Origin of the sequence: Pseudarthrobacter sp. S3, assembly GCF_050156905.1 — a bacterium.
Lineage (GTDB): Bacteria > Actinomycetota > Actinomycetes > Actinomycetales > Micrococcaceae > Arthrobacter.
This window is the reverse complement of record NZ_CP189583.1, coordinates 1,846,199-1,863,779: the sequence shown is the minus strand read 5'-3', so window position 1 is coordinate 1,863,779 and position 17,581 is coordinate 1,846,199. Positions and strand designations below refer to the sequence as shown.

Annotated in this window: 14 protein-coding genes; 6 read left to right on the top strand and 8 right to left on the bottom strand. The window is 67.3% G+C overall.

Annotated features, from left to right (window positions below; genetic code table 11):
• On the top strand, positions 1-672 hold the full coding sequence (locus ACQCSV_RS08940) for a potassium channel family protein (protein ID WP_282330419.1): 672 nt from the start codon (positions 1-3) through the stop codon (positions 670-672).
• Positions 672-1,418 carry a TrkA family potassium uptake protein gene (locus ACQCSV_RS08935; RefSeq protein ID WP_354154304.1) on the top strand — a complete coding sequence of 249 codons (747 nt, stop codon included), beginning with the start codon at positions 672-674 and terminating at the stop codon, positions 1,416-1,418. Before ACQCSV_RS08940 ends, ACQCSV_RS08935 begins: the two co-directional genes overlap by 1 nt.
• Here the strand turns inward: ACQCSV_RS08935 and ACQCSV_RS08930 are convergent.
• The 4 genes from ACQCSV_RS08930 to dut all read right to left on the bottom strand — a co-directional run bounded on the left by ACQCSV_RS08930 (position 1,385) and on the right by dut (position 3,874).
• Complete coding sequence (locus ACQCSV_RS08930; protein WP_426939482.1) at positions 1,385-2,137, bottom strand: DUF3159 domain-containing protein; 753 nt, start codon at positions 2,135-2,137, stop codon at positions 1,385-1,387. The two genes, ACQCSV_RS08935 and ACQCSV_RS08930, sit on opposite strands and share 34 nt — an antisense overlap.
• Positions 2,134-2,379, bottom strand: a complete 246-nt coding sequence (locus ACQCSV_RS08925) for a hypothetical protein (RefSeq protein WP_354154306.1) — start codon at positions 2,377-2,379, stop codon at positions 2,134-2,136. The genes ACQCSV_RS08930 and ACQCSV_RS08925 overlap by 4 nt, the downstream gene beginning before the upstream one ends.
• 109 nt (positions 2,380-2,488) lie before the next feature.
• Entirely contained in the window at positions 2,489-3,226 is a 738-nt protein-coding gene (locus ACQCSV_RS08920) for a DUF3710 domain-containing protein (protein ID WP_354154307.1), read from the bottom strand.
• Between the two features lie 105 nt (positions 3,227-3,331).
• Positions 3,332-3,874 carry a dUTP diphosphatase gene (gene dut, locus ACQCSV_RS08915; RefSeq protein ID WP_354159028.1) on the bottom strand — a complete coding sequence of 181 codons (543 nt, stop codon included), beginning with the start codon at positions 3,872-3,874 and terminating at the stop codon, positions 3,332-3,334.
• 113 nt (positions 3,875-3,987) lie between these two features.
• Between dut and ACQCSV_RS08910 the strand changes: the two genes are divergently transcribed.
• Both ACQCSV_RS08910 and sepH read left to right on the top strand, forming a co-directional pair.
• Positions 3,988-4,476, top strand: a complete 489-nt coding sequence (locus tag ACQCSV_RS08910; RefSeq protein ID WP_354159030.1) for a DUF3093 domain-containing protein — start codon at positions 3,988-3,990, stop codon at positions 4,474-4,476.
• A gap of 253 nt (positions 4,477-4,729) precedes the next feature.
• On the top strand, positions 4,730-6,112 hold the full coding sequence (gene sepH / locus ACQCSV_RS08905; RefSeq protein WP_426939481.1) for a septation protein SepH: 1,383 nt from the start codon (positions 4,730-4,732) through the stop codon (positions 6,110-6,112).
• A 4-nt stretch (positions 6,113-6,116) separates the two neighbouring features.
• Here the strand turns inward: sepH and ACQCSV_RS08900 are convergent, their stop codons facing one another.
• The 3 genes from ACQCSV_RS08900 to ACQCSV_RS08890 are packed head-to-tail and all read right to left on the bottom strand — an operon-like array spanning position 6,117 to position 10,836.
• On the bottom strand, positions 6,117-7,361 hold the full coding sequence (locus ACQCSV_RS08900) for a nucleotide pyrophosphatase/phosphodiesterase family protein (RefSeq protein WP_354159034.1): 1,245 nt from the start codon (positions 7,359-7,361) through the stop codon (positions 6,117-6,119).
• 1 nt (position 7,362) lies between these two features.
• Positions 7,363-8,109 (bottom strand): DUF5998 family protein, encoded by a 747-nt coding sequence (locus tag ACQCSV_RS08895; RefSeq protein ID WP_282330427.1) that lies wholly within the window; start codon positions 8,107-8,109, stop codon positions 7,363-7,365.
• Positions 8,110-8,151: 42 nt separating this feature from the next.
• On the bottom strand, positions 8,152-10,836 hold the full coding sequence (locus tag ACQCSV_RS08890; protein WP_354154313.1) for a GNAT family N-acetyltransferase: 2,685 nt from the start codon (positions 10,834-10,836) through the stop codon (positions 8,152-8,154).
• A gap of 112 nt (positions 10,837-10,948) precedes the next feature.
• On the opposite strand from ACQCSV_RS08890, the gene ACQCSV_RS08885 reads away from it, so the two are divergent.
• Positions 10,949-13,459 carry a DNA topoisomerase IV subunit A gene (locus tag ACQCSV_RS08885; protein ID WP_354154314.1) on the top strand — a complete coding sequence of 837 codons (2,511 nt, stop codon included), beginning with the start codon at positions 10,949-10,951 and terminating at the stop codon, positions 13,457-13,459.
• A 9-nt stretch (positions 13,460-13,468) separates the two neighbouring features.
• Positions 13,469-13,987 carry a DinB family protein gene (locus ACQCSV_RS08880; protein WP_354154315.1) on the top strand — a complete coding sequence of 173 codons (519 nt, stop codon included), beginning with the start codon at positions 13,469-13,471 and terminating at the stop codon, positions 13,985-13,987.
• Positions 13,988-14,085: 98 nt separating this feature from the next.
• On the opposite strand, the gene cydD is transcribed toward ACQCSV_RS08880, so the two are convergent.
• Entirely contained in the window at positions 14,086-17,577 is a 3,492-nt protein-coding gene (cydD, locus tag ACQCSV_RS08875) for a thiol reductant ABC exporter subunit CydD (RefSeq protein WP_354154316.1), read from the bottom strand.
• Between the last annotated feature and the right edge of the window lie 4 nt (positions 17,578-17,581).

The window sequence follows — 17,581 nt, the reverse complement described above, 5'->3', positions numbered from 1 at the left end:
TTGGCGCATTTCGTGATCATGGGATGTGGCCGGGTAGGGGCCACTCTGGCGCATACGCTGGAGGACGCCGGTCATTCCGTCGCCATCATCGACCAGGACGACCGCGCGTTCCGCCGGCTTCGGCAGGGCTTCACCGGCCGGAAAGTCACCGGTGTGGGCTTCGACCGGGACACGCTCCAGCAGGCTGGCGTGGCCGAGGCGTACGCCTTCGCGGCCGTTTCAAGCGGTGACAACTCCAACATCCTCGCCACCCGCGTGGCGCGCGAGACCTTCCACGTCCCCCACGTGGTGGCCAGGATCTACGACCCCGGCCGGGCCGAAATCTACCAACGGCTCGGCATCCCAACCGTTGCCGCCGTCCGGTGGAGCGCAGACCAGGTCTTGCGCCGCATCCTGCCCGAACAGCATCTCGCCGGCGATTTCCGCGAGCCTTCCGGCCGTCTGGTCCTCGCTGAAGTGGACCTGGACGCCGGCTGGATCGGCCACCGGATCAGCGCGGTCGAAAAGGCTGCCAACATCCGGGTGGCATATCTCACCCGGTTTGGCGAGGGCATGCTTCCCGAAACCGGGACTTCCTACCAGGACGGCGACACCGTCCATGCCATGCTGCCGGTGGACCGCAGTTCCCAGGTCGCCCAGATCCTGGCCAAAGCACCTGCCAAGGAGTTGTAGTGAAAGTTGTTATCGTCGGTGCCGGCAGCGTCGGGTCTTCGATCGCCCGGGAACTGCTGGCCCACAAGCACGAAATCCTGCTGATCGACCTCAAACCTGAGGTCATCGGGCGCAGCGGGCTGCGCGGTGCGCACTGGCTGGTGGGCGACGCCTGCGAGCTCAGCACCCTGCAGGGAGCGAAAGTGGAGGATGCCGACGTCGTTGTTTCAGCGACGGGCGATGACAAGGTGAACCTGGTGGTCTCGCTCCTGGCCAAAACCGAATTCGGGGTGGGCCGCACAGTGGGGCGGGTCAACAACCCCAAGAACGACTGGATGTTCAACGACTCCTGGGGCGTGGACGTCGCCGTCAACACCCCGCAGCTGATGACCGCGCTGGTGGAGGAAGCGGTGGAGATCGGTGACCTGGTCCGGCTGCTGACGCTGCAGACCGGCGTCGCTTCGCTGGTGGAGTTCACGGTGCCGCACGATTCCCACGTCATTGGCCTGACGGTGGGCGGCATCCAGTGGCCCGAGGACGCCACTCTGGTGGCGATCCTCCGGGACCACGCGCCCATCACTCCCAGCCGTGACGACGTCATTGATGGCGGGGACGAACTGTTCTTCGTCACCACCATCGCGGCCGAGGACCAGTTGCGTGCGCTGCTGTCCCCCGAATCAGCAGACGAGCCGGAGGGCTCCCACGAGCACGAAGGCGTGCAGCCTGCCGAAACTCAGGCGCCGGAGGACGACGGCTTCGACGGCTGATCCGACGTCCGCGCATCGGCGGCGGCCGGTACCGGCCGGGTGACCAGCCATGCGATCCAGACGCCCAGGATATAGAGCGGCGCACCCATGATCAGGCGGGTCGTGGCCAAGGCGGCCAGTCCGTCCGAGCCCATCAGGTACAGGGGAACCTGGACGACCAGCCGAAGTACCAGGACCGCCACGATGATCCACGTGCCCAGGCGGTACGCCTTGAGCCGCGCGGGGTCTTTTCGCCAGTCCAGGCCCTCGGTGCGGAGGATCCCGAACAGCAGGCCGGCCACCGGCCACTTGATCGCGATGGAAATCACCATGGCGAGGATGTACGCGGTGTTGGTGAAGAAGCCCGGGAGGTAGAAATCCTCGGCCTTGCCCGTGGTGTTGGCGAGCCAGGCCGAGATGCCCACCCCCACAACGCCGGCGAGGGCCTGGGTCAGCGGACGCCGCTGGACGAGGCGGACCACCGTAAAGACCGCGGCGGAGGCCAGCGCCGCCACCAGCGACTGCGTCAGGTCCCGGCTGATAGTAAAGGCGATCAGGAAGACCATGCCCGGCACAATGCTCTCGGCGAGGCCCTGGATTCCACCGGCGCTCTTCAGGACATCGATCCGGCCGTCATGCGTGCGGTGCAGGCCGGCCTTGGCTGCGTAGCCCTCCGCAAAACCCTGCACTGCGGACGGCTCGGGCTGCTCGGACGGCTCAGGCTGCTGGGGCGAGGTCATTCGTTCTCCTGGCGGGAAAGGATTTCATAGCGTGGATTGAACATGGTGGGCAGTCCGTGGCTTTGGGACAGCATGCCCTCGAGGCGTAGTTCGGTTCCGGCGGCGATGCCCGGCACCCTGCGCCGTCCCAGCCAGACCACGCGAAGGCGGCCGCCCTTCCCCTGGACCCGCTTGGCACCGGACTCGCGAATGTCTGGGTCCGAGACGATGGCAGTGAAGGCCGCGTTCTGGTTTGCGGGCATATAGGTGACCGATTCGATGTGCCCTTGGCACACCACCCTCCCTCGTTCGGGCAGTCGGCTGACCGGCATTCCAGCGTGCGGGGACGATTCCAGGCGGTCCTGGCGGGAATCAGCCAATCTGTGTGGTTTCCGGACCACGTTCGGGGCCTTTAATTTCGGGGGCATTGAATTCCGGGGCACCAGGCGCCGGGCTGGCGCTGGCGTCCTTGGGCAGGCGCAGCTGCAGCAGGTCCCGGGGCGGCATGGGGCTGTCGCCCCGGATGACCACAATCTGGCGGAACAGTGACTCAAGCGGTGCGGCAGCCTCGCGCTCCATCGCTGCCGGGCCGCCCAGGACGCCACGCAAGAACCACCGAGGACCGTCGATGCCGATGAAACGCGCCACCCGGTAACCTTGGCTGCCGTCCGGCGTACCGGCGGGCAGTTTGGCGATCAGTTCAGTTCCGAAGCCACCCTCGACTTCTTCAACCTGACCGCCCTGGCTTCCCACGGACTGGCCGATCTGTTCGCGGATTTCGTCCCACAGTCCCTCGGTCTTGGGCGCTGCGAACGCCTGCAGCTGAAGGCTGGAGCCGTCCAGGTCCATGGTCACCGCGACCACGCGCTGCGTGGCTTCCTCAACTTCGAGCCGGAGCTGGAGCCCTTCGCTCGGGGCGATCAACAGTGCACCGAGGTCAACGTAGCCGTCGCGGCTGGAGACCTCGGAAACATCAAAGGGGCCTTCGTCCCGACGCCCGGCGACCGCCGAAGCCACGTCAGCGGAATCCCTTGATTCCCCCGAGGCCTGGGATTCAGCCGGGTCGGCTGAATGGTCCTTCTTGGATTTCCTGCCGAGCCCAAAAACCATGGGGTTTGTCTCCTTAGTTGTGAAAGTGACTCGCCGGCCCGGAGGTCCCGTCGGAAGTCTTAGCTGCCGCGGGCAACCACCGCTGGTTGCCGCCACCGGCGGGTGTCAGGCGTTCGGCGGGGTGAATCCGCCGGTGGATCCGAATCCGCCGGCTCCCCGTACCGATTCACTCAATTCGTTGACGGCGACAAACTGGGCATATTCCACCCGCTGGATCACCATCTGTGCAATTCTATCGCCGCGCCGGAGCTCGATGGCGTTCCTGGAATCGGTGTTGAGGAGAGTCACCGAAATCTCCCCCCGATAACCGGCATCCACGGTGCCCGGCGCGTTAACGATGGTCAGCCCGTGCTTCGTGGCCAGCCCGGAGCGCGGGTGGATCAGGGCAACGAAGCCGGCCGGCAACGCGATGGAAACACCGGTAGCCACCAGCTTCCGCTCTCCGGGCGCCAGGACCAGATCTTCGCGGGCCCGCAGGTCCGCCCCCGCATCGCCCGGGTGGGCATACGACGGTGCCTCCAGCCCGGCGTCGAGCATTTTCAGCTGCACCTGCAGCGTCGGGGCCCCATAGGCTGCGGCTGTATCCAGCGCAGAACCGGACAGCTCATCGTCAGGAACGGATTCAACAGTGGCAAGTTCGTCAGTCACAGTCACTCACTCTAACGCCCAGCCGCAGTTCCGTCCTAGATTCGATGGGACGCCCGGCCAGGGCAGTGTGAGCCCAAGATGAAATAGCCAGCCAAAGGTGGAAAGCTGGTGACATGCCCGAATCCAGCTCCACCGCACCCGTACCTGACACCCCCACTGCCGGCACCCCGGCTGTTTTCCGGGAGAGGCTGTGGCCGAACGTCTGGATCTGGGTGATCACGGCGGGAATCTCCGGCGCCGGGATCCTCGTTTTCGCGCCGATCAGCATGGCTGCAGGCTACACGGCCGCCGGCGTTCTGTTCACGATCATGGCTGTCCTGCTGGTGCTGTCAACCCCAACCATCATTGTCACCAGTGACGCGTTGACGGTAGGTCGTGCCACGATCGAGCGCCGCTATGTTGGCGAAGTGGCTGCGTTCCGCGGCAAGGACGCCACGTCCCAGCGGGGGACCCTGCTCAATGGCCTCGCCTACCTGTGCATCCGTGGCTGGATCGACCCGGTGGTTCGGATCGAAATTACGGACCCGTCAGACCGGACCCCCTATTGGCTGACGTCGTCCAAGCGGCCCGAGGAACTCACAGCCGCGCTTTCGCGGAAATAGCAGCCCGGAGGAAAGGGGCGCCCGGGTGCCGCTGCGCGGGCGCAACTCTCGCCGGACAGGTTCCAATACCCGGACTTCTGCGCGGGTCCGGACGGCCAGGACTCCTGAAACGCGTGCCGCTTGCCTCTTGCCGTTTGCCGCAACGGCGTCCGAAAGTGCCGGAATATCGCGGCGCGCCCTCGCTCCTAACCCAAATAAGTGCCGGTGAGTGGCAGAGTTTCGATTGATAGTAATGCCAGGGTGGAGGATTTGTATGCAGGATCTACGGCTTGTAGGCGTACACGACGACGGGGAGCATCTCCTGTTAAGCGGTGCCGGCGGCGAGATGTTCCAGCTGCCGATCGATGAAGCACTGCGGACGGCCAGCCGGTCTTCGGCGAAGACCGCTTCCGCGGCCGCGCCCACTGCCATGTCCCCTCGGGACATCCAGTCACGGATCCGCAGCGGCGCCACCGCAGCGGACGTAGCTGAGCTTTCCGGGCTGCCCCTCGCAAAAGTCGAGCGGTATGAGGGCCCAGTCCTTGCCGAACGGGAGTATGTAGCGCAGCAGGCGCGGAAGGTGGAAGTCGCCTCGCCCTCCCCCGGCCACGACACCTACCGCTCCGTTTTTGGCGACAACCCGGCGTCCCTCCAGGACATGGTCAACCACCGGCTTTCAGCCCACGGGGTTGAGCCTTCCACTGTGGAATGGGATTCCTGGCGTCGCCAGGACGGCAACTGGACCGTGGTGGCCCGTTTTGAAACCCCAAGGGACGGCACCTCCGGCATCGGCGAGGAGCCGCCTGCGCAATGGACGTTCAGTCCGGTCCGCAAGTCCCTGCAGAACGCCAACCGTTGGGCTCAGCAACTCAGTGAGCTCGAGCCGCTGGACGGTCCCGTCCCGGCCCGCCGCCTCACTGCGGTCTCGGACCGGCCGTTTGACTTTGAAACCGATGCAGAAGCTGCGGCCGCCCGCAATGCGACCGGTCCGCAAGCCGTCACGCCGGCCAGGGAATCCGACGGTCTCCTCGATATGCTCCGTTCACGCCGCGGCCAGCGCCTCGGCGTCGACGAAGACGCCGACGACGCCCTGGCCCTGCTCCTGACCCACGGCGTGCCGGCTGCCCATCCGCGCCCTTCGGAGGTGGTCCCGGAACCGGAATCCAGGGACCAGAAATACCGCGAGCCGGAAACACCGGAGCCGGCTCCCACCGAGTCCAGCGTGCCAGCCGAAGCCGCGCCCGCTGTCGCAGCAGATCCTCTCACCCGCAAGCGGGACGTCCGGCCATCAATGCTGTCCCGGCTCAGCCTCATCCCGCAGCACCGGGACTCTGACGATGATGACGTCCTGAAACTGCACGACGGAGTCAGCACCGACACGAGGGAAATAACCATCGTGGCGTCCCCGCCCCGTCCCGCAGGACACGGTGCCCCCGGAGAATCAGGGTCGGGGCGTCCTGCGCCGAACGTGGGCCTTGACGAACTGCTGGGCGGCGGAAGCCCGCGCAGGGCAGCCTACACTTCTGGCCCCGAGGACGCAGGATCCGGCCAGCACCACGATCATGACGCGGACCAGCCTGAACGGCAGCCGGCGAAACCGAAGCGCTCCACGGTTCCCAGTTGGGACGAGATCGTCTTCGGGACCAAACGGGACTAACGCCTCAGCGTCGCCGTGGCCTGCCTTCGGCCGCAAAGCACAGCAGCGGTACTTCGCGTTCCGCTTTGGTCAGCGAGCCGTGCTGGCCCACCACTTCCATGGCGGCGGGACGCCCGCGGCGAGTGTCGTAGAGCGCCAGGGCGTCACGCGCGGCAATCATGATGTCGCCAATCCGGGGCCCGACGGCGGGGCGCAGTGTGCCGAACAGTCCGGCGGCGACGGCATCCGCCTTGGTAAAAGCCCAGATCCTGTCGCCGAAACGGGTACGCCACGCACGCAACAAGCGCTCCCGGCCTGCGGCATCCGCCGGATCCTCAAGGTAGAGGTGGACCATCCGCGGCTCCCCCGCTGTATGCCGCACGCCATCAACAAGCGACGTGTCCGCGGAGAAGTCGATCCGCTGTTGTTCCGGGACGTCGAGCATCCCATGGTCCGCCGTGAGAAGTACTGTGGTCCCGGCCGGAAGCGAGGCGTGCAGCCGTTTGACGGTTGCGTCGAGTTCTTCGAGCTGGTGTTCCCACTGTTCAGACTGGCAGCCGTGCCGGTGGCCTGCCTTATCCAGGTCGTTGACGTAGAAGTACATCAGGGACTTTCCGGCGGTGTCCATGGCTTCAGCGGCGGCAGCCGTGCGGGCGTGGGCAGTCACTCCTGGGATGAAATTCCCGCCGCGGAGGGCCGCCTGGGTCATGGGCGAGTCGCCGAACTGCGGCAGGCTGACGGTGGTCACATTAAGTGATTCGGCGGCCCGTTCGAGGACGGTAGGGAACGGCTGCCACTCGGCGGGATCCACCTTGGCATCCCAATTGCCGAGCATGTTGACTACCTTGTCCTGGTCCGGGTCCAGGACGTCGTAGCCCACCATTCCATGCTGGCCGGGAGGGAGGCCTGTGCCGAAGCTGGCAAGGGCAGCGGCCGTGGTCGAGGGGAAGGTGGAGTCCAGCCATACCGGAACTTCCCCCTGACCGGACTGCATAACGGAGCGCAGGAACGGTGTGTGGGCGGACTTCTGTTTCAGCAGGTTCCGGCCCAGGCCGTCGGCCAGGACCACGCAGACGCGAGACGCCGGCGGAAGGCGCAGGGTATTGGTGAAACCTTCTACTCCGAGGCTTGCGGCTGCGCTGGTGAGGACGTCCGCGATGGACCGCTGGCCAAAGGCGGGCGCGGGCGGCATGCTCAGTTGCGCGGCGGACCCTTGGGAAACCGCTGCGGAAGCGGCTGAGGAGACCGTTGTTTTCCCTTGGTCCGGCATCTCAGCGCTGCTGATGCCCGCGGCTGAGCCTGTTTCCGAACACACCTGTCCGGGGCCGGGGCTGGAGCGTTTGGCCGGCGTGCGCCACCGGAGCGGTGGAGCCGGTGTTCACAGCCCGCAGGGCGCGGGCGAAGAGTTTGGCGTCCTGGACGGCCTGTGCACCGTCGGCTTCAGCGCTGATCCGCAGGACGATGTCCTCCTGGGCAATGGTGCCGCTGTAACCGTGGTCTGCCTCGCATTGCGGGTCTCCGCAGCTCGCGGGCCCCATGTCCAGCCTCTGCCCGCCGGACCAGGCAATGGCGAGGGTGACTTCCCGGACCGGATCCGAAGGCTTGTAGTCCTGCGGCTGGGAGTACATATAGCTCAGGACCACGGAACGGATCTGCGCGACGGGCACGGATTCGGTGGAAATCTGGGCCACGATCTGTTCGCCGGCGTCGTCGAGCTGCTGGTCGTCCACGTGGGTGATCACCAGCATGTCGGCGGTCAGGACCAGCACCGTGATGTGGCGGCGGACCTCGGCCCGGTCGAAGTGGGTTTCCAGGTGGACCAGGTGGGCCACGCATTCGCGGCCGTCCAGGGCGTCGTCAACGACGTCGGCCACTAGTCGCGGGTAGAAACCCGCCTTCTGGAGCGCACCGTCCAGGCTCTGGCCCTGGGGCGTGTGGCTGTGTGAGCTGTGCGGGCGGGTTGCCTGGTTGTCACTGCCGGAGGTGGAAGGCGTCGACGGGGAAGGCTGTGAGCTCATTCCCCCATTTTCACAGATCGGCAGGGGACATGCTAACCGCGCTCAGCCGAGCATGGCCCGGCGGGCACTGTCAGTGCGCTGGGCCGCGTTGCCGATCCGGATATCTGCGGCCAGGATTGACACGCCCTGAGTCCCGCAGAGAACCGGGTTGAATTCCACCAACGCGATCTCCGGATGGTTGTCCTTCATCCAGGCCAGCCGCCCGGCGACCTCCTCCAAAGCGGCAATATCCACGGCGGGAAGACCCTGGTAGCCGAAGAGCTTGCGGGCGGCCCGGGGTCCGCGGATGAAGTCCTTCACGTCCACGGCGGACAGTGGAGGCACGCGGTGCGACCAGTCATCCAGCAGATTGACGGCGTCCCCGGCCAGCCCGAAGGAGACCACCGGCCCCAACAGTGGATCCTCAATGGCCCGGAACGTGCACGCCTGCCCCACAGGAGCCATGGACTGCACCTCCAGTGCCGGGGAACCGTAAGGTGCCAGCGAGCGCCGCATCTGCACGATGTTGCGGCGCAGGGAATCCGGATCCTCGATGTCGAGGCGGACTCCCCCCAGGTCGAGGCGGTGGCGAAGCGCCGGGTCCGTGGTTTTCAGCGCGACCGGCCAGCCCAGCCTTCCGGCGGCAGCTACGGCCTCATCTTCAGAGTCAAACCCGGCAGATGGCAGCACCGCAATGCCGTAGTGCGCCAGCAGCTCTGCCGCTGACGCCGGTTCCAGGGCCTTGAGTTGCTCCTCGTGGACATCGTGCAGAAGCTGATCCAGCAGGATCCGTGCGCCCTCCGGATCGCAGCCTTCGGGCTGAACAAAGTGACCGGGGTCCCGTGCCACCCATTCCGCGTAGCGCACCACGGCGGCGAGCGCAGCCACAGCCGCACCGGCGTTCGAGAAGCACGGCACTGTCTGCTGTTCGGCCCCCACCATGCCCTCCACATAGATGGAGGGGTCAAGGATGCCGGTGAAGGCAGCGACGACCGGTTTCCCGGCGGCGGCCGAGCATTCGGCCAGGACCTCGGCGATATGGTCCACCGTAAGGCCGCGCACCGGCAGCAGCGCGGCCACCACGGCATGGACGGCGTCGGACGCGAGGGTGTCCCGGAGGCTGCGGCGGAGGGCCGGCAGAGACAGGGACATGCCGGCGTCGAGATCCACGTCGGTGACGATGCCATTCACGGTCAGGCCGTGCGCCTCGGCGCTGTCCGCCACCACTTTGCCCAGCGCCAGGGAGTTGCTGAAGATGGCAAGTCCGGGCCCCGCCGGGAGCGGCTGCCCGGACACTATCTGGGTGATGTCCATCAGCTGTTCGATGGTCTCTACCCGGATGACGCCGGCCTGGCGCATCATGGCGTCCAGTGCACCGGCGGGCGCCTGGGTGGTACGCACGGCGTGGCCAGGCGGCAGCCGCAGGCCCATGGTTTCCGATTTCGCCACCACCACGGGCTTGCTGCGGGCAAGCCGCCGGGCGATCCGGGAGAATTTGCGGGGGTTCCCGATCGACTCCAGGTAGAGGCCCACCGCGGTAGTGTCGGCGTCGTCCTCCCAGAACTGCATCATGTCGTTGCCCGAGACGTCCGCGCGGTTGCCGGCCGACAGGACCGTGGAAACGCCCAGCCGGCGGCGGTATGACGCCGCGTAGAGCGACACACCGATCGCCGCCGACTGGCTGAACAGTCCCAGGCCACCGCGGCTGGGCAGTGAGGGCGCCATGGAGGCGTTCAGCCTCACGTCGGGATGGGTGTTAACGATCCCCAGGGATGCGGGCCCGATCACCCGCATACCGTTGGCCCTGGCCTTGCGCACGAGGTTGCGCTGGCTGGCGAGGCCGCGTTCGCCGTCGTCCTCGAAGCCCGCGGAGGCGATCACCAGACCCTTGACCCCCGCCGCGGCGCACTGATCAACCACCGTGGCCACTTCCTCATACGGAACGGCGATCACTGCGAGCCCCACCGGCTCCGGAACCTCGGAAATCCTGCCGAAGGACAACATTCCGGCGAGCTCCAGCGCCTCCGGGTTGATGGCGTAGACCTGCCCGGAGTAGCCGCCTTCGATGATGTGTTCCAGCAGCTGGTAGCCCACGGTCCCCCATTTGCGGCTCGCCCCGATGACGGCAACGGACGACGGCGCCAGCAGGTCCCGGACGCTTCTCGCCTCGGCGCGGTGCTCGCGTGATTCCATCACTGCACGGGACTTTTCGGTGGGGTCGATGTTGAACTCCAGGCTGACCACGCCGTCGTCGAAATGGCGTTTGACGTCGTAGCCGGCATCGGCGAACACCATCAGCATTTTGCGGTTTTCCGGCAGCACCTCGGCACTGAAGCGCCGGATCCCGTTTTCGTGGGCCGCCGTGGCAAGGTGTTCGAGCAGGATTGAGCCGATACCCCGGCCCTGGTGGGCGTCGGCGATGTTGAACGCGACTTCGGCTTCGAGGGGGTCATTCAGCCTGTCGTAGCGGCCGATTCCCAGGATTTCGCCGCCGAAGGTAATCACCAGGGCAACCCGATCCTTGTAGTCCACTTCGGTGAAGCGCTTGAGCTCCTTGCTGGACAGCCGGGCCTTGAACGCGAAGAAGCGCATGTAGATTGAGTTCTGCGACTGTCCCGTATGGAAAGCCTGGACCGCGTCCGCATCGCTGGGGTGGATGGGCCTCAGATGGGCCGTTCCACCGTCACGGAGTACGACATCAGCTTCCCAATGTTCCGGATATTCGCCGTCCCCGGGCTGATCCACCATAGGCTTAGCCTAACCACAAACTCACGGCGCAGGCCGTGTGCCCGGAGCTCATCCTCCACACCTGCACCCAGACCACTGCTTCACCAGTCACGCAGAAGGATCCACCCGCCCCATGGCCCGCCGCCAAACCCCAGCCCCTGCCGGGGACGCTCCCCAGGATTTCGTCGAGAACATCGTGGACATTGATGTGACGTCCGAGATGGAAGGCTCCTTCCTGGAGTATGCGTATTCGGTGATTTACTCCAGGGCCCTGCCTGATGCCCGGGACGGGCTCAAGCCGGTCCAGCGCCGGATCCTGTACATGATGAGCGAGATGGGCCTGCGTCCGGACCGCGGCCACGTCAAGAGCGCGCGAGTGGTGGGCGAGGTCATGGGCAAACTCCACCCCCACGGCGATACCGCCATCTATGACGCCATGGTCCGGATGGCCCAGGACTTCTCGCTGCGCCTGCCGCTGATTGACGGCCACGGAAACTTCGGCTCCCTCGACGACGGTCCCGCGGCACCCCGGTACACGGAGGCCAGGCTCGCGGCGGCGGCCCTGACGCTCACCGCCCACCTCGACGAAGACGTGGTGGACTTTGTCCCCAACTACGACAACCAGCTGACCCAACCGGACGTCCTGCCGGCCGCGTTCCCCAACCTGCTGGTCAACGGCGCCACGGGCATCGCGGTGGGAATGGCCACCAACATGGCCCCGCACAACCTCGTTGAGGTCATCTCCGCGGCGCGGCACCTGATCGCCCACCCGGACGCGACCCTCGATGACCTGATGCGCTTTGTGCCCGGACCGGACCTGCCCACGGGGGGCCGGATCGTGGGCCTGGACGGAATCCGGGACGCCTACGCCACCGGACGCGGTTCCTTCAAGACCCGCGCAAAGGTGGAGATCGAGCAGCTCTCGGCCCGGCGCACCGGCCTGGTGGTCACCGAGCTGCCGTACATGGTCGGCCCCGAAAAGGTGATCGAGAAGATCAAGGACGCGGTCAACAGCAAAAAGCTGACCGGGATCAGTGACATCGTCGACCTGACGGACCGCCAGCATGGCCTGCGCCTGGTCATCGAGCTGAAGAACGGGTTCAACCCGAACGCCGTCCTCCAACAGCTCTACCGCTACTCCCCGATGGAGGATTCCTTCGGCATCAACAACGTGACCCTGGTGGATGGCCAGCCGCAGACCCTCGGCCTGGTGAAGCTGCTCTCCGTCTACGTGGAACACCGGATCGATGTGGTGCGCCGGCGGACGGCCTTCCGGCTGGGCAAGAAGAAGGACCGCCTCCATCTGGTGGAGGGCCTGCTGATCGCCATCGTGGACATCGATGAGGTCATCCAGATCATCCGTTCTTCGGATGAGGTGGCGGCCGCCAGGGTCCGCCTCATGTCCATCTACGATCTTTCCGAAATCCAGGCCAATTACATCCTGGAATTGCGGCTGCGGCAGCTGACCAAGTACTCCCGGATCGAGCTTGAAAAGGAGCAGGAGGAGCTGCGCCGCGAGATCGCGGAGCTCGAAGCCATCCTCGGCTCCGAGGAGCGGCTGCGCGGACTTGTGTCCTCCGAGCTCAGCGAAATCGCCGAAAAATACGGTACGCCGCGGCGCACCGTCCTGCTCGAATCCGAGGCCGTTTCCCCCACCGTGGCCGCAGCCTTGGCGGCCGCCCCCAACGGCAAGGGCAAGGCCGCGCCGCTGGCCCTGGAGATCTCGGACGATCCCTGCTGGGCCATCCTGACGGCGTCGGGACAGATCGCGCGGACATCCAACCAGGATCCCCTCGCCGAGTCCGGGCCGCGTGCCAAGCACGACGTTTTCCGTTCCGTGGTCAAGTCCTCGGCCCGTGGGGAAATAGCCGCGGTCACCTCACAAGGCAGGATGCTTCGGCTTCAGGTCATGGACATGCCGGTACTGCCACCCATGTCCGGGCTGCCCAACCTCGCCGGCGGTGTCCCGGCCAAGGACTTCATCACACTGCTCAAGGCTGAAACGCTGGTGGCGTTCGCCCCGCTCGATGAAGTGCTGGCCATCGGCACGGCCCACGGCGTGGTCAAGCGGGTCCAGCCCGACTACCCCCTGAACCGCGAGGACTGGGAAATCATCGCGCTCAAGGACAAGGATGAAGTGGTGGGTGTGGCGCCGGCCGGGTCTGAGGAGACTGATCTGGTGTTCCTGACCCGTGAGGCGCAACTGCTGCGTTTCAGCGCCGCCAACGTCCGGGCCCAGGGCAGGACGGCCGGCGGCATGGTGGGCATCAAGCTGGCCGCCGGGGACCAGGTGCTGTTCTTCGGGGCTGTCACCGCCGCCGACGACGCCGCCGTGGTGGTCACCATTGCCGGCACCAACGGAGCCCTGCCGGGCACCGCGCCGGGTGCGGCGAAGGTCACATCCTTCGCCGAATACCCTGCAAAGGGCCGTGCGACTGCAGGCGTCCGCGCCCACAGGTTCCTCAAGGGCGAAGACATGCTGCTGTTGGCGTGGGCCGGGCACGGGCCAGCGAAGGCGTCATCGCTGGGCGGCGTGGCCAGGTCGCTGCCGCAGGAGCACGGCCGGCGGGACGGTTCGGGGATTCCGCTGTCCCAGTCAGTGGATGCGGTGGGTCCGGCCATGGCGTGGAGCGATCCGTCCTAGACTGCTGCCATGCCTATCATTCCTGATGAAAAGGACTGGACCTGGGTCCTGTCCCGGCCCTGCCCCGAGTGCTCCTTCGACGCGTCCACCGTCACGCCGGCCACGGTACCGGGCAGCGTGGAAAACATGCTGCCACGCTGGCGGGCTGTTCTCCGCAGGCCTGAGGTGGCCGAACGCCCGGATGACAGGACGTGGGCGGCCCTCGAATACGCCTGCCACGTCCGTGACGTCTTTACACTGTTCGACCAGCGGCTGAACCTCATGCTTGACGCCGACGGCGCCCAATTTGAGAACTGGGACCAGGACGTCACCGCCGTCGAAAAGGATTACGCCAACGCCGATCCCGCCGTGGTCAGCGCAGAACTGACGGCGGAGGGTGAACAGATCGCGGAGTCCTTCGCCGGCGTCCGGGAAGCCGAGTGGGGCCGGCGGGGCGTCCGCAGCAACGGCTCCGAATTCACGGTCCTGACGCTTGCCCAGTACTTCCTGCACGACGTCGTCCATCACCTCCACGATGTGGACGGCTGAGGAGCAGACGGCTCAGCCGGGGACGCTGCACCGGGCAGGCCGGGCAGGCCGGGCAGGGAACGCCGGGCTGCGCATGCCCGACGTTCAGGCCACCGGCCTCAGCCCACCAGCGAAGCAGCCACGCCCATCCGGGAAGCTGCCGGGAGTTCCAGCCGGGCGTCATCAGGCTGGATGTCCGCCGGATTGTGCGTCACCATGACCACCGTGCGGTCTTTCAGGCCGGCGCGGAGGTCTGCCAGCATTTCCCGTCCCGCCTGCGCGTCCAGATGAGCCGTGGGCTCGTCGAGCAGGATAACTTCGGCCCCCGTCAGCAGGGTCCGCGCCACGGCCAACCGTTGCCGCTCTCCGCCGCTGAGGAAGGAACCACCCGGCCCGATCCGGGTGTCCAGCCCGGCTGGCAGCCGCGACACCAAGTCGCTGAGGCCGACGGCGGCCAGCGCCGCTTCCAGCTCGGCGTCACCTGCCGTGGGCGCATCATCGGCAGGCGTACCATCGCTGCGAGCAGCGGAAGCGCCCGTCACCGAGTCCGCGGCTGGGACGCCCAGCATGAGGTTGCCCCGCACCGTCGAATCGAACAGATGTGCCTCCTGCGGGCACCAGGCCGCCGTCCCTGTCACCGCTGCGCGGCCGGTGGCGGCCGGCAGAAATCCCAGCAGGACGGCGAGCAACGTGGATTTCCCCGCGCCCGACGGTCCGGTGACCGCCAGCCAGGTCCCGGGTCCGGCCGTTGCGGAGACCCTGGAGAACACCAGTTCTCCGCCGGGCCACGCCGCCCCGACGTTTTCCAGTTCAACGCCAGCGGCGGCGCCGGAACGGGCGGGGACAGCATGCAGTCCGTCGCCGGCCCCAGTTTCGGTGGCGCCGCCGTCCAGCACGCCAGAGTCGCCGATCCGGCGCATAACGCTGCGCAGGGCCGGGTACTGGCGCACCGCCGTCGTCACCGCTGCGTACGGTTCAACCAGCGCCAGCTGCAGCAGCACAACAACCGCGGCAGTGGCGGGCTCCAGGGTTCCCGCCAGTACCTGGGGTGCGGCCAGCACGGCAGCGGCCAAGGCGGCGCTTCCGCAGGCAGCGACTGTGATGGCCTGGCCGAGGCCTTCGGCCCACGCGGAACGCTGCGATGACCGGGTGGCCAGGCGGTCCTCGGCGCGCAGCGCGTCCAGGACGGTGCCCGCGACTCCGTTCGCGTGCAGCTCTGCCCGGGCATCCAGCGCAGCCGACGTGCGCCGCAGGACGCGTGCCCGCAGACTCTGCTCCGCTGTAGCTGAGCGGCGGTCCCCCCACAGGGCCGCGGCCGGCGCCAGGAACAGGCTGAGCGCCGCTGCCAAGGCAACGGCAGGGAGCGCAGCAGGCGCCACCAGGGCGGTTGCCACCAGCGCCGAACCGGCCACGGCAAGGGCCGTCACGGGCGGCAGGACAACCCGCGGCAACAGATCCCGGACGGTGTCGACGTCGTCAATCACCGTGCCCAGGACGTTCCCGCCCTGCAGGAGCCGCCGGAGCGAGAGTGCCTTCCGGCTCAGTGCTTCCCAGAGCCGGCCGCGCAGCCGGGTGAGGGCGCCGAAGACGGCGTCGTGCAGCAGGAGCCGTTCCCAGTAACGCAACACGGCGCGTCCGATACCGAAGAACCGCACACCGACGATGGCGGTGAGCAGGTACAGGATGGGCGGCTGTTCGCTTGCCCTGATGATGAGCCAGCCGGACAGGCCGGACAGGGCCACGGCGAAAATAGCGGCAAAGGTGCCCACTGCCGCGGCACCGGCGAACCGGCCGGCCACCGGTGACAGCAGTCCGGTCAGGAGGCGGGCAGTTCGGCTTGGCCGGGGATCCCCGGCGGCAGGGTTCTGTGTCCCCGCCAGGTGACGCCTGACAGTTTCCAGGACATGCTCCTGCGCCGCGGTTGTCCCGGTGGGCCGGGTCCCGGCCAACACCACGGCTCCGCCGGAGGGAACGGTGATGCCGTGGGCCGATACAGGCACCAGATGGTCAGCCAGCTCGCGGGTCTGTTGGTCGTGGGCCACCAGAATGACGGTGACCTGGCCCCGGAGCGCACGGATCGAATCCTGCACCAGCGCCGCCGACACCCCGTCAAGGTGTGCAGTGGGCTCGTCGAGCAGCAGAACGGTGGCACCGGACCTGATGCGGGCCAGGCCACGAGCCAGCGCAACGCGCCGCAGCTCGCCCGGGCTCAGTTCGGCCGGATGGTGGCCGGCGAGGTGCCCGGCTGCCGCCGCCGCCAGGCAATCCCGTGCCGCCCCGGCTGCCGCCGGAGTATCAGGTCCCATTCCGCCACCGAGATACAGCACGACCTCCCCGAGCACGGAGTCCGCCACCATCACCGGATGCTGCGGAACCCAGGCGATGGCGTCGCGCTGCAGGCCGGCGAGGCGGCCGGACACTATGGTTCCGCCGCCGTCTCCGACGGTCCCGGCCAGCACGCCAAGGACAGTGCTTTTGCCGGCGCCGCTGGGGCCGTCGAGGGCGGTGATCAGCCCTTGCGGTGCAGTGAAAGTTAAGGGCCCGACGGCGGGAGCGGAGCGTCCGGAGTAGGTGACGGTGAGGCCCGTGACTCTCACTCCCCCGGACCCGGGCACGGAGCCCGGGCTGCCGCCGTCGGACGCGGCAGCTTCGCGTCCCGGTGCGGGCAGCGGCTGCGGCTCGGGTGCTTCAGTGACCTTTCTGGTCGCGGCCAGGGCGGCCCGGCCGTCATCACTGGCGTGATGGGCCGTGCCCAGCTCGCGCAGCGGCAGGTAGCAGTCGGGGGCGAGGATCAATGCCAGCAGGCCGGCTTCGAGTGGCATGTCGCCGTGCACCAGGCGGACACCGATGAACACGGCGACCACTGCGACGGAAATCGTAGCGATCAGTTCCAGGGCCAGTGCGGACAGGAACGCGGTGCGCAGTGTCCCCATGGTCCTGGCGCGGTAATCCTCCGAGATCTCCTCGAGGGCCCTGCGCTGTGCGGTGGCACGGCCCAGTCCCACCAGGACCGGCAGGCCCTTGGCGAGCTCAAGCATGTGGGCGGACAGCCGGGTCAGGCTTTCCTGGGCCGCACTGACATGGTCCTCGGTGTACCGGCCAATCAGCACCATAAACAGCGGGACGAGCGGAACTGTCAGGACAATCACCACCGCGCTGACCCAATCGGCGAACAGGATGCGCGCCCCGAGCAGCAGCGGAATCGCGGCACAGTTCACGAGGGCGGGAAGGAACTGCGTGTAGTAGCTGTCCAGAGCATCCAGACCGCGCGTGGCCAGCACGGCCAGCCCGCCGTCGGCCGGGCCGGTGCTGCGTGCACCGTTCCGCAGGGCCCGGGCCAGCAGTTCGGCGCGGAGCTCCTCCTTGATGCCCAACGCGGCGCGGCGCGCTGCGATGCCCTGGGCCCACACGGTGGCAGACCTCAGGACAACGCCCGCCAGGCCCCACGGCAACTGCTCGGGCCAGGACCCGCTCCCGAACGCCAGGCCGGCCAGCATGGCAGCCACGGCCTGCCCCATCAGAACCAGCGACAGCGCCTTCAGCGCTGCCAGCAGGCCAAGCCAGTAAATGGCGGAACGGGTAGCCGGTCCGGCCGGAAAATCAGGGCGCACGGCC